Genomic DNA, 13,495 nt, shown 5'->3' on the forward strand with positions numbered 1-13,495 from the left:
CATGAAATATGTAAAACTAGCACCATTCAATAGGAGATGCCACATTCTAATTGAATTAGCGTGTACGACGCACCCAGAAACGAAAAATGTCACTGCGGACATAATCGAGGGAATACAGCACCTGCCTGTTCATTTCATCATAGTGAAGCTGCTTCAATAGTAATACCGTAGCCTGCGGATGCTTCAGCAGACGTGTCATATGTGCGTCGTCATAGTTTGGAACGGTAAGCTCGGAATAGGCTCCAACAATTCGTACCCCCGCCTTGAACTCAAGACTCTGAAAAAGCGAGCCTGAAAAAGAGTCATCTTCCAAAATGGGAGCGGCTAATTTCTCTGGCATCCAGTTTATAGAGTGGGCTACAGCCTCTCCGTTGGCAGTACGTGTACGCTCTAGAGCAATCATGGGCTCATGCTCGGAAAATCTCATCTGTTCGGCAATATCAGGAGGACAAACCGAAATTCTCTGAATGGATTCCAGCTGCTCGTCTTCCCGTAGCCCTGCCGAACGAATCATGTCCCCGATGCTGTACAGGCGGTCCAGCGAGCTTGGAATACTCGGTAGCGGGCAAGTCGCAAACGTGCCACTCCCGTGTTTTACTAGTAACTTACCTTCCGATTCCAGTTGGCGAATAGCTCCCCGTAGCGTCGTACGCGAGACACGAAACGATTGGGAAAGTGCAGTTTCCGACGGCAGCCGATCCCCCGGACCCATTTGATTAACCTTCATATATTCTTCTATACGCCGCTTTATGTTCTCTTGTTTTGTTGACACCGTCCGAAGCCCAGCCTTTCTATTGTGTTAAGCCATATAAATCGGATTCGTAAAAGCAATCATCATCACGCAGTCTTCCATGCAGCCGTAAAGCTCCGCTCGTATCCAGCCCTTTCCTAGCGGGTCTTGCAATGACAGCGTATATTCTCCTGTTTGGGCAGGGATCTGAATCTCCGAGCATATGCCTTGACTACTTGTCAGCAGAAGACGAAGATTCTGAGGCTTGAGATTATAATGGGCTGCTCTTGCTTCTACATCCAATTGAACCGTCACAGATAGTGGATCCTCTACAGTCAGCTCTATACATTCGCCGATGTGATAACGATGTTCTCTGCCCTTAATCTGCGCCCACATCGTCAGTAGCGGTCCCATCGTAACTGACACTGAACCGTGGCGAATCGCCTCAACTGCCCGGCCTTCTAAACCTTCTCGCTCTTCTGCTTCATCATGAACCCCCAGATATGTAACAGCCGGAAGTGAATCATCCGGTTTAGATACATGCCAGTCCCGACCGCTTACGGCAGTGATGCGATACCCCTGATTCAACAAATCGGTCCACATGGCAAACGCCCGCTGGCTATCCCGCTTAATAGATGGCATCAGCGTTGACCAGACCTCTATATAATCCACCTCGTGCCAATCCTGAATCGTGTACTCCCAAAAGCACCCCGTACAGATCGGACTTCCGATCCTGAACGGATGGGCAATCCCTGCAATGCCTCCCTGCTCATGCACCTGCCGAATCCCCTCATGAATGTCATCTGGCCCCAGCACACGCCAGTCGATAAAGCGGTCAACCCCAAGCGTCAGCATATGCCCGTAAAAGGTCGTCCACTCCATCCCTGAAATGATCGGGAGACCGAACTGCCGCTGAACCCCTTCCTGATCCGCAAGTGCCGATTGCGTGTTGTGATCCGTCATAGCGATGCATTCAAGTCTCAGATCCACTGCGCTTTGAACAAGCTCCTCCAGCGTGTGCTTGCCGTCGCTGTGAAGCGTATGGGTGTGAAGCTCAGCTGGAATCCATTTAAGCATATGCTGCTTCCTCCCCCAATACATGAATTTGGTAGGCAAGCGTCTCGGTCACAACGGCATGCAGACTGACCGTAATCCGCCACATGCCCGCCGGATGATCTCCTGCAAGGAACCCCGGCGAAGCCGCAGACGAACCGAGCCAATGCTCCTGCTGCATCTCGGGACGGTGCGCATTTCCCCGGTGACGGACAGGATCATCGACAGACAGCGTTAATAAATTTTGCAGCGGTATATACTTCTTCCATAGATCGGATGAATGCCCCGGCTCGTCGTATCCGTATTTGCACATGCTTTCCTCAATGATTCCTCGTGCTTGCTCTTGATCCTCCAATAACTTGGGCGTGTAAGAGAAGTGAATACGAATCGTTTCAGTCGGCTGCGGAATATGGAAGGAGTACGTAATATGGCTCTGGGTGCAGGTTCTATCGACCGTTCCCTCCACATACAGCAGCCTGCTCATGACTGCCCATCCTGGCTGGACGGTTCATCCACAACTTGCTTCACCATATCATTCACAGGATGTCCTTCATCACCCGACACGTCTTTGTCGGCTGTCCATAAAACACCTACGGGTTGAAGCCGCGTCAGCTCAATCACCCGGTCTGTATGAATACCTGGAAACTGCGGGAGATTATCCTCGTTTAACGTAAAGGCACACAGTCCAGCCACTTCCATGCTGTCCGCACCGCCTTCCAGCAATACGGCTCTAATTTCAGCTATATCCTCAAGCACAGCCTCTCCAGATAGCTTGACCGTGGTAGAAAAATGTGACTCTGCCCCCTCATAAGCGGCTCTAAACTCCCCGAGTCTCAGATCATGATGGCACGATGAATACCACTGTTCCGAGCCGTGAAGGCGAAGCTGGACATCGACACAGGCATCTTCCTCACGCCGATTGAAGCCAGGTCTGAATCCTGGAGACGATTCTCTGCCTGAATCCCGTAAGGGACGTTTGGAAGTCTGGATAAACACATAGCTACGCTGGTGTGCAAGTGCAATGGAAGACGCTTGTGACGGCATTTCCAGCTCCTGCTGACGTTCCATCTCCCACCCCGTGACCTGATAGGCAAAAGGAAAACGGCTCATGACCGCCTCACGCGGCTCTTCCTCTGGTTTCCACTGGAAAGCAGGCGGCAGCATAAAACGATAGTCCGATGAAATGTCATCCTTAAAGTTTCCATTGGTTGTTGCGGATTGGAGAACAGGATGGCCACCCAGATCATAACTGCCATGAAACGCAGTCGTAATATGATGTGCCCCCTGGAAAACAGCTTCCAGAACATTGCCCCCTGCATCTAGCTCGACGCGGTACATCCATTCGATATCAGTGGTTCTTCCCCATTTGCTCATAAGCAGCGGCGCGGGCGTTCCCTCATCTTCATGGCTGAACATCATCTGGTATTCGATGACCGTCTTCCCCTCGTTCACTTCTATGGAATAGAACAAAACAAGTGGTGTATCCGTAAAGCGATTCTCATAGGGATGTGACAGATTGCGGCCATATAAAAGCGGGGTATGGCGATAAATCAGCGCTCTTGGAGAGGAATCAGCCACGCAGCGCATTTCAACCCCATCAATCCATGCTCGAGATACAAACGGAGCCGATTCCAGTTCGCGAAATTCGGCATAGACCTCATAATCGCCTTCTTTTAGATATCCCAACAAACGGGTATACACTCCCTGACTGCTGCCATAGTACAAAATGACATCTTGATTATAGGCTTCATTCAGATAGAGACGTACGAAGGCAGATTCTCGATCTGCCGCAGCCCAGTCACTGTCTGATCTGGCGAACAGATCAAGCTCCGCGTATCCGTCTTCTGGCATGGAGAATCTAAACCGGAATCCGTTTCCCGGACTGAGTTCAACCTCAGCCTTGTGTAAGGCGATTCGATAACCGCAATCCAGCAAATCCTTTTCCCACACTCGCCCACTAAACCCGGTAATTTGCACCTCTGCTTGGCTGTTCATCCCTGTAACCTCCTTAGTGTATAACGACGGTCTAGCTGGCATCCGCATCCTTCACCATTGTTCGAATATAAAAGTAGCCCATAAAGGAACACAGTAAAAACATAAACACTGCCATTGCGCTGGCCGTATGCGTCTCCTGATAGCTGGAAAACACCTGCTGCATCGCAACACCCAGCACTTGTGGCGAGTTGGCACCGATCAGGAAAGGAGCCGTAAAGCTGCCCATGATTCCCATAAAAATGAAGGTCACCGCAACCCACATCGTTTTGTAGGAAAGGGGTAAAATAAAGCGACCAAACAGCTGCATCGTGCTGGCCCCAGCATCTCTGGCACTTTCGACGACAGCGTTTGGAATGCTGGCAAGTGCCGAGCTGAGCAGCATGGTTGCGAACGGAATATTGAACCACAAATTAGCCAGCACTAGCCCTTTGTAGTCATAAATAATCCTCGGAATCGTTTCAATGCCGAGCGGCAGCAAAAGACGTGCAGCCCAACCGTGATTACCATACATGGTAATGATCGCATACGTTGCAATTACACCGGGAACAAACATCGGAATAAAATACAACCGGCCTATCCACTTCACGACAACCCCTTTGCCGAATCTTAGATAAATCGCCAAAGCATAGCTGATGACCAGAGTAAGGGCCGTCGAGACTAACGTGACATTAATCGTATACATGATATTTCTACGCATGGCAGGTTCCGTGAACAGCCGAATATAATTGGCCAACCCGTAGCCCGTTCCATACTGATCAATCAAACTTTCCTTCACGGCATAGAGAATCGGAATAATAACGACGACCAGCAAAATGAGAAAAGACGGGATGACCAGGGCAAGCCCCAGCATCCCCCTTCTTGACAATGAACTCATGATCAACCGCCCGCTACTTCACTTTGCCAGCGTTTGTAGATTTCCTGCTGAAGCTCTCCGCTGTTAAAGCTGCGGTATCCAGAAGATACACTGTTGAATTTCTCCTGCAGCTCCGTTGGCATCAGATTCCACTTAATCCCCGGGTAGCCGTACATTTTATTAATAACCACCGTTTGCGCTTCAGGCGTCAGTATATAATTCAAGAATTCCTGAGTGGCTTCTTTTTTGGAGGAGAGCGAAGGAACCATCAGATAAGAGGGTCCCCCTGTAAAAGCAGGATCGATCTGTGTCAGCTTCACCGTGTCCGGAAGCAGCCCTTTAGCCAGCTGCTCGAGTGCCATATCAGACCAGGCTGGAACCATATCAACCTCTCCACTCGCCAAAATATCAAGCGTGCCTTGGTTCTTCTTAGGATAGACTCCTTTTTGGTACATTGAAGGGCCCAGCTCCTTAAGCAGTGAGAAGCCTTGATCCCATTTCTTCATATTTGCCGGATCATCACTGTTCATCGCCTCTGGCGGAAGGAAATTATAGATCACCGTGTTCACAAACGAGCTGCCTGACCCACCCGTAGACGGATCGTTATAAGCAAACTTGCCTGGATGCTGGCGAATCCACGTGTACAGCTCGTCGGCTGTTTTCGGAGGCGTCGCTACTTTTGCACTGTTATAGGCAAGGACAACCGAAGAGGCACGATATGGAATGGCCTGATTGTTGACTTGCTTGAGATATGTTTCATCAACATTCTTTAAATTTGGAACCTTGGCAGCGTCAACCGTTTCCCACAGTTTCTCGCCTACCCCCTTGGTGATGTCATCCAGACTGCCTTCGTACAGGTCGATATCTGTATCGGTTTGCCCGCTTTTCTTGGCTGCAATCAGGCGATCCAGTGTAGATGCGCCTCCGGTCCCTGCTGGCAAATACACCAGTTTGACCTTAACGTGATCATTTTTAGCTTCAAAGTCCTTGATTAACGTTTCCCACAGCTCTTTGACGTTCAGAGACCCTCCAGTGTACAAGGAAATTTCCGTCGTTCCCGTAGCGGCCCCCGCTTTTGTAGACTTGGCTTCCCCTGTAGCCGTGGCGGCATTACCGCCGTTACCACAACCAGCCAACAACGATAAACTAAGTACCCCTGCCAAAACCAGACCCATATTCTTTTTCCCAAACACGTTGTTGCCTCCTTTAGATAGTTGCACAAGTTCGCAGCATCATCAGATGATGCGTTCGTGACGGACATTGATGCGATATAGAGGTTGATCGTGAATCTTCACTGTGCTGCTGGAAAAGTAACTATTTTACTGAAGCTGAATCTGATGTGCTCTCCACTGCGCAGCTCGGCCGCTCGTTCACGCGGCACAAACATTTTCAGATGATGGGTACCGCTATCCAGCGAAACTTCCGCATAATGCCCTAGAATCATCACTTGTCTGATTGTTCCGGCTAGAGAACCATTTTCTTCCGTCGTCAGAACAATATCCTCTGGTCTTACACCAACCATGGATTCACCTGTGTATTCATGCTCTTGTGCAAACGGTATTCCGCTCACAGAGACACTGCGACCTGTGCTCACCCCCTTTAATAAATTGATACGGCCAATAAAACCCGCTACAAAAAGGGACTGTGGCTTGTCATAAATCTCCTGCGGCGAAGAAAGTTGCTCAATCCGGCCCGCATTCATAACGACGATTCGGTCGGAAATGGACAGCGCCTCCTCCTGATCATGGGTGACGAACACCATCGTCATTCCTGTCTGGGTCTGAATATCACGCAGCTCCTCTCTCATCTCCATGCGCAATTTGGCATCAAGCGCGGAAAAAGGCTCGTCCAGCAGCAATACATCAGGCTTTAGCAGCAAAGCCCGAGCGAGTGCTACCCGCTGCTGCTGACCTCCCGAGAGCTGTCCCGGCGTTTTACGCTCTGCGCTCTCTAGCCGAACCAGCGCTAGCGCTTCCTTCACCTGACGGTCAATTTCTGTCTTCTTCACCTTTCGAATCTTCAACCCGAAAGCCAGGTTGTCATACACGGTCATATGCGGCCACAAATTATAGCTTTGGAACACCATAGCCGTCGGACGTTTTTCGGGCGGCAGCTTGAGTACGCTTTTACCCTGAATCTGAATGTCGCCACTGTCCGGGTCCAAAAAACCGCCAATGGAGCGAAGCACGGTTGTTTTACCACAGCCGGAAGGTCCCAGCAGTGTCACCAGCTCTCCCTTCATCACGTCAAGTGAAATGCCTTTGACTCCGTCTCCTGTCTTGAAGCGCTTGGTTAACTCTTGAATGGATAATTGAATGGGCATTAGCTTAGGCTCCTTTTTCAGGATTTTGCAAACTCCTCTTTTGACCAATTACGTTATTTCACCTGAAATCCGCCTGCCAGTACATCGGCACTTACAAAACGCTTGGCTGCCAATAGCAGAATGATCGTTGGCAGGGTTAGAATGACTGAGAAAACAGCACCTGTTGTGCTCGGATAATCAGCAATGATGGAATACATGATGACTGGCATTGTTTTATAGTCCGGCGTTCCGACAAGGAGTGTCCCTTGTGCTTCATCCAGTGAAGCAAGAAAAGTAAAGATGGAGGCGACCACAATGCCGGGCAGCGCCATAGGAAAGGTGATTTTCCAAAACACCCGAAAGGGTCCGGCTCCAGCATCCCGCGCCGACTCCTCCTGTGCGCGATGTACGCTGCGGAAGGCAGAGGATGGAATCCAGGTCATATACATGAGTGTGTTTACCATATGGATGAGCACAATGCCTGCAAAAGTGTTCATCAAACCGAATTGGTAGAATAGCACGGCAATGGACACATACAAACCCATTTTCGGAAAAGCATGCGTAAGCAGGAATGAGAAAAGGAACCACTTACTGAGCGGGAAAGAAATTCGTGCAAAGGCATAAGCAGCAGGAATACATACGATAATGGAGCAGACCGTAACGGTAATCGCAATCAGGAAGGATAGGGAAATCGAGCTGACTACATCATCCTGGGTAAGTACGAACTTCCACCATTCCAGTGACAAGCTCTGCGGGAGCGGCGCAGGATACTGCCATTTTCCCGAAACCGCCAAGAGGAGGAGATTGGTCAGAGGTCCCAGGAAAAAGATGACGAAAATGACAAGCACGATGAATTCAACAATTTTGCGTGTGCCGAGTGAGCGAAGATACCAGTTCATAATTCATCCCTCTCAAGACGTCTAGACGTCCAAATCTCTTTTCTATTTGGATTATAGAGAGGGTTTGTTATCACAAATCGACAAGGAAGATAAGATTATGTAAAGGGAAAGATACCATTTAACACTTCACAGAATAAAAAAAGAGAGAGGCTGCTAACAGCCTCTCTCTTTGAACATGTATTAATAGCTATATCATTCTTGTCCTACAAATAAATCGGAAGCACCTGATTCGTTTGATCACGATTACGCCCAACCGAGAAAATAGCAATTGGGATACCTGTCAGATCAGACACGCGTTGTACGTAATTGCGTGTAGTCTCAGGCAGTTCCTCCAGCGTTTTCACGCCAGTGATGTCTTCGCTCCAACCTGGCATTTCTTCATATACCGCTTCGCACTCCGCCAGCATTTTCAGGCTAGCCGGATAATGCGTAATCACCTCACCGCGGTACTTGTAACCTGTGCAAATTTTCACCGTTTTCAGGCCAGTCAATACGTCCAGCGAGTTCAGGGAAAGACCCGTTAATCCACTGACACGACGGGCATGGCGCACAACGACGCTGTCAAACCAGCCTACACGACGAGCACGACCTGTAACCGTACCGTACTCATGACCTGTTTCACGAATGTAATCGCCGACTTCATCGTTCAGCTCAGTTGGGAAGGGTCCATCGCCAACACGAGTTGTATACGATTTAGCTACACCGATGACTTGTTGAATCTTGGATGGTCCCACACCGGAACCAATACATACGCCGCCAGCCGACGGGTTGGAGGACGTAACGTAAGGATACGTACCTTGGTCGATATCAAGCATAACGCCTTGCGCACCTTCAAACAGTACCTTTTGATTTGCGTCAATTGCATCATTCAACACGACAGATGTATCTCCTACATAAGGACGGATAAATTCAGCATATTCCAGATACTGTTTTAGTATTGCTTCTACATCCAATGGCTCGCCGCCATATACTTGTTCAATCACTTGATTTTTTTCTTTCGTTTGATGGCGCAGCTTCTTTTCGAATTCCTCTGCATCCAGCAAATCAGCAATACGAATACCGTTACGTGCAGCTTTATCCATATAAGCAGGGCCGATCCCTTTACGGGTAGTACCAATTTTGTTAGGACCTTTGCGGTCTTCTTCCAGCACATCCAGCGTCATATGGTACGGCATAATCACATGTGCGCGGTCACTAATGACCAGATTTTTTGTGGAAAAGCCATTATCATGAATGTAAGTAATTTCTTCAATAAGAGCGGCTGGATTTACGACCATGCCGTTGCCAATAACACACTTTTTATCTTCATAAAAAACGCCGGATGGAATCAGGCTCAGCTTGTACTTTTTACCGTCAATGAGAATCGTATGACCAGCATTGTTTCCGCCTTGGTAACGGGCCACTACTTCAGCGCTTTCCGCCAGATAGTCCGTGATTTTACCTTTGCCTTCGTCTCCCCATTGTGTTCCCACAACGACTACAGTTGACATGTTTCATTCCTCCGTGGAGTGCCCACAGACACTCTGATTTTGAGCTGACACACTACGCATATCCGACTTCAACCGCCTGAGCGAGCAGATATGGAGCGCTCTCGGACAGCAGGAAAAAACGTCCGTCGCAGACATTCCGTAGGTTCGGAAAGCCCCGGGCGTAATGTTCTCCCCACTGCGTTGAAGCAGCACTATAAGTGTAACAGCACCATTTTTTAAAGTCAAATAAAAAGCGAACATTATATTACATGAAAATAGTATTGTTCGTAATTGAGAGTTTCATTCCTTATATGAAAATATGTGAATTCTATAAAAAAGGACCCCTTCGAGATCGCGAAATCCGCGTCGAAAGAGCCTTTTTTAATGATACTAATATGTTATCCGGCGAACGCATCCGAATGGGCACGCTCGTAATTAGCGAATTTATTATAATTTTTGAGAAAGACCAACTCTACCGTACCGACCGGGCCGTTACGCTGCTTGGCAATGATAATCTCAATAATATTCTTCTTTTCTGTTTCCTGATTATAGTAATCATCCCGGTACAGAAACGCCACGATATCAGCATCCTGCTCGATAGAACCCGATTCCCGCAAGTCACTCATCATCGGCCGCTTGTCTTGACGCTGCTCCACACCCCGGCTCAGCTGGGAGAGGGCAATTACAGGCACTTCAAGTTCACGAGCGATTTGCTTCAATGTCCGTGAGATTTCAGATACCTCCTGCTGCCGGTTCTCGCCTGCTTTGCCTCGTCCGTGAATAAGCTGCAAGTAGTCGATTACGATCATACCCAGTCCCTTTTCCGCCTTGAGACGGCGGCATTTGGCACGGATATCCGCCACAGTGATGCCGGGTGTATCATCGATATAGATTTCCGCCTCTGACAAGGCTGCAATGCCCATCGTCAGCTTCGCCCAATCGTCGTCGCCTTTAAACTCACCTGTCCGCATGACGTTCGCGTCCAGATTGGCCTCGGCACAAATCATCCGCTGCACGAGCTGAGCGGCCGACATCTCCAGACTGAAGATGGCTACTGTCTCCTTTGCCCGAACCGCAACATTTTGCGCAATATTCAGAGCAAACGCTGTTTTACCTACGGATGGACGGGCGGCCACAATGATCAAGTCATTGCGCTGGAACCCCGCCGTCATCTTGTCCAAATCAACAAACCCGGACGGAATCCCAGTCGTATTGCCCTTGTTCTGATGCAGCAATTCAACGCGGTCAAACACTTCCATCACGACATCGCGGATGGCAATAAAACCACTACCTGAGCGCCCGTTAGATATCTCCATAATCTTGCGCTCAGCATCGCTCAGCATACCAGCGACATCCTCGCCACTGCTATAGCCTTCGCTCACAATCTGCGTAGCTGCACGAATCAAGCGACGAAGCATCGCTTTTTCTTCAATGATCTGGGCATAGTAATCTACGTTAGCCGCTGTTGGCACCCCGTGAGCCAGCTTCGCCAGATAACTGACACCACCGATATCCTCTAGCTGTCCCTTGTCCTGAATTTTCGAGGTCAGCGTAACCAAGTCAATCGGCTGTCCGGATTCACCCAGCTCAATCATTGCTTCGTAAATCATCTGATGAGCCTTATCATAAAAGTCCTCGGTCTGCACCCGCTCCATTGCGGTAATCAGTGCTTCAGACTGGAGCAAAATAGACCCGATAACCGCCTGTTCAGCCTCCAGATTTTGCGGAGGAATCCGATCAAAAAATTCGCCGCCCATAATTATTCTTCAGTCACCTGTACTTTCAGCGTAGCTTTGACCTCAGGATGAAGCTTAACGGTCATTTGAGTCACGCCCAACGTACGAATCGGTTCTTCCAGCTCAATTTTGCGTTTGTCCAGCTTGATACCAGTTTTAGCTACTGCCTCCGCGATTTGCTTGCTTGTAATCGCGCCGAACAGTCGTCCACCTTCACCAGCCTTCGCCTTGAGCTGAACCGTTGTCTCTTCCAGCTTTTTGCCGAGCGCTTGCGCCTCTTCCTTTTCCTCTTGCTTGCGCTTTTCCTCAGCAGCATTCTGGTTTTCCAGCGTCTTCATATTTCCTTCTGTCGCTGGACGGGCAACACCACGCGGCAACAGGAAATTCGCTGCATAACCGTCCGACACTTCCTTAATTTGCCCCTTCTTGCCTTGGCCCTTCATATCTTTAATGAATATCACTTTCATTCAAATAACCCCTCTTCCCCATCAATTTCGGCCAGCACGTCGACCACTCTGCGCTTAGCTTCCTCCAGCGGGCAATCCAGCTGAACCGCCGCATTCGTCAGATGTCCTCCGCCGCCTAGCCGTTCCATGACGACCTGTACGTTCATGCGTCCGAGTGAACGGGCGCTGATCCCCACCAGGCCGTCAGGACGTTCACTGACCACAAAGGAGGCCAGTACATCCGTCATATTGAGTAATGAATCCGCCACCTGAGCAATCAGGAGCTGCGGTATTTTCTGTCCGGGCTCAGTTACCGCAATTGCGATATGCCCATATATCATTTTAGCATGCTTAATAATTTCCGCCTTAGCAATATATTCATCCAAGTCCTCTTTTAACATGCGCTGGATCATAACTGTATCTGCTCCGCTACGCCGTAAAAAGCCGGCTGCCTCGAATGTACGCGAGCCTGTATGCAGGGAAAAATGCTTGGTATCCACCGTAATCCCTGCCAGCAGTGATGTTGCCTCCAGCGGTGTCAGTTGGACCTTCTCATGAATATATTGCAGCAGCTCGGTCACCAGCTCACAGGCCGATGACGCATAGGGCTCCAAGTAGATCAGAACCGAATCGTTAATAAATTCCTCGCCCCGACGATGATGGTCAACAACAACCACCCGACTAGCTGTCTGCACCAGACGCGGCTCAATCGTCATGGAGGCCTTGTGCGTGTCCACCACGACCAGCAGACTGTGCTCAGTCATCAGCTGGAGCGACTGCTCTGGTGTCATGAGCGCTTGCGATAGATTCTCATCCTTGTTTACCTGCTCCATCATTCGGTCGATAGACGGATTGGATTTATCGAGTACGATATGTGCCTCTACATTGTAAAGTGCCGCAGCCTTCCACACACCGATGGCAGCTCCCACCGCATCCATGTCCGGTATTTTGTGTCCCATGATCAGCACGCGGTCGCTCTCCTGCATCAGATCACGCAACGCATGTGCAATCACTCGGGCACGTACTCTGGTACGCTTCTCGACAGCATTGGACTTGCCTCCGTAAAAGGACAGGCGTTGTCCCGCCTTCACTGCTGCCTGATCGCCCCCACGTCCAAGCGCCATATCCAGACTGGATTGGGCCAGCTCGCCTAGCTCCTTGATGCTCTCTGCACCGAAGGACAAGCCAATACTCAGTGTCATCGGTACTTTCAAATCCGCCGTCATTTCCCTTACGGTATCCAGAATGACGAATCGACTCTGCTCCAGCTCCTGAAGTGCTTTATGGTTTAGCATAATGAGATAACGCTCAGAAGATAATCGACGCAAATAAATATTGTACTGATTAGCCCAGGATGTAATCTCACTTGACACCTTCGCAATAAGCGCTGTGCGTTGCTGATCGTCCATCCCCTGAGCAGCCTCGTCCATATTATCGAGCATGACGATACCGAGCGCCAATCGCTCGTTTTCATACTGCTTGCGTAGCACCGCCAAATCCGTTACTTCATACAAATATATCAGACGCTCATCGGGCACGATCAGAAACTGATAATGACGCTCATCATGCTGTAGCTCCACCTTCAGCTCACGAGCAGGCTCCTTTGTTTCCTTTTTGGTGCTTAGGGCACCTGCGAGTTGAGGAAACAAATCATGAAGAGACTCACCAATCAGCGATTGCTCCTCAAACATCTCCCCGGCAAACCGATTGTGCCATTCTACCGTTCGATTTTCACTGTATAAAATGATGCCGAACGGCAATGTGCTAATCGCTTCCCCTTCCACCCGCTTGATCCGGAAGGAAAGACCGCTGATATATTGATTCAGTTCCCGACGAAAATCCAATTCCGTCTTCAGCATCAGCCCGCCGAGCAAGAATGACAGCAACAGTCCTATCACACCCAGTTCCCAGTTGTACATGGAAATACATATGACAAGGACCAGCAGCAGCAAAAACGCCCAGACCGTCTGATAGCCGTGCCAGCGTTTTTGTAGAAATTTAGGCATGACTGT

General features: G+C 49.5%; 12 protein-coding genes. All 12 read right to left on the minus strand.

Annotated features, from left to right (window positions below; genetic code table 11):
• Positions 1-55: 55 nt before the first annotated feature.
• The 12 genes from NSS94_RS24945 to NSS94_RS25000 all read right to left on the minus strand — a co-directional run bounded on the left by NSS94_RS24945 (position 56) and on the right by NSS94_RS25000 (position 13,489).
• Positions 56-772 (minus strand): GntR family transcriptional regulator, encoded by a 717-nt coding sequence (locus NSS94_RS24945; RefSeq protein WP_029518938.1) that lies wholly within the window; start codon positions 770-772, stop codon positions 56-58.
• Positions 773-799: 27 nt separating this feature from the next.
• Positions 800-1,807, minus strand: a complete 1,008-nt coding sequence (locus NSS94_RS24950) for a CehA/McbA family metallohydrolase (protein WP_341040366.1) — start codon at positions 1,805-1,807, stop codon at positions 800-802.
• A complete protein-coding gene (locus NSS94_RS24955) occupies positions 1,800-2,267 on the minus strand; it encodes a hypothetical protein (RefSeq protein ID WP_029518940.1) in 468 nt (155 codons plus the stop codon). Before NSS94_RS24955 ends, NSS94_RS24950 begins: the two co-directional genes overlap by 8 nt.
• The gene (locus NSS94_RS24960) at positions 2,264-3,778 is read right to left on the minus strand and encodes a hypothetical protein (protein ID WP_341040367.1); all 1,515 of its coding nucleotides are present in this window, start codon (positions 3,776-3,778) and stop codon (positions 2,264-2,266) included. The genes NSS94_RS24955 and NSS94_RS24960 overlap by 4 nt, the downstream gene beginning before the upstream one ends.
• Before the next feature lie 31 nt (positions 3,779-3,809).
• Positions 3,810-4,652, minus strand: a complete 843-nt coding sequence (locus NSS94_RS24965; RefSeq protein WP_318627809.1) for an ABC transporter permease — start codon at positions 4,650-4,652, stop codon at positions 3,810-3,812.
• Positions 4,653-4,654: 2 nt separating this feature from the next.
• Complete coding sequence (locus NSS94_RS24970) at positions 4,655-5,824, minus strand: extracellular solute-binding protein (RefSeq protein WP_025723151.1); 1,170 nt, start codon at positions 5,822-5,824, stop codon at positions 4,655-4,657.
• A 98-nt stretch (positions 5,825-5,922) separates the two neighbouring features.
• Positions 5,923-6,954: an ABC transporter ATP-binding protein gene (locus NSS94_RS24975; RefSeq protein ID WP_029518944.1), complete on the minus strand. Its 1,032-nt coding sequence runs from the start codon at positions 6,952-6,954 to the stop codon at positions 5,923-5,925.
• A 53-nt stretch (positions 6,955-7,007) separates the two neighbouring features.
• Positions 7,008-7,832, minus strand: a complete 825-nt coding sequence (locus tag NSS94_RS24980) for an ABC transporter permease (protein ID WP_029518945.1) — start codon at positions 7,830-7,832, stop codon at positions 7,008-7,010.
• Between the two features lie 203 nt (positions 7,833-8,035).
• Entirely contained in the window at positions 8,036-9,322 is a 1,287-nt protein-coding gene (locus NSS94_RS24985; RefSeq protein WP_029518946.1) for an adenylosuccinate synthase, read from the minus strand.
• A gap of 377 nt (positions 9,323-9,699) precedes the next feature.
• Complete coding sequence (gene dnaB / locus NSS94_RS24990; protein WP_013373892.1) at positions 9,700-11,058, minus strand: replicative DNA helicase; 1,359 nt, start codon at positions 11,056-11,058, stop codon at positions 9,700-9,702.
• Between the two features lie 2 nt (positions 11,059-11,060).
• A complete protein-coding gene (rplI, locus tag NSS94_RS24995) occupies positions 11,061-11,504 on the minus strand; it encodes a 50S ribosomal protein L9 (protein WP_013312788.1) in 444 nt (147 codons plus the stop codon).
• On the minus strand, positions 11,501-13,489 hold the full coding sequence (locus NSS94_RS25000) for a DHH family phosphoesterase (protein ID WP_069012455.1): 1,989 nt from the start codon (positions 13,487-13,489) through the stop codon (positions 11,501-11,503). Before NSS94_RS25000 ends, rplI begins: the two co-directional genes overlap by 4 nt.
• Positions 13,490-13,495: the final 6 nt, after the last annotated feature.

The sequence above is a fragment of the Paenibacillus sp. FSL L8-0644 genome, assembly GCF_038008165.1.
GTDB classification, from domain to species: domain Bacteria; phylum Bacillota; class Bacilli; order Paenibacillales; family Paenibacillaceae; genus Paenibacillus; species Paenibacillus polymyxa_D.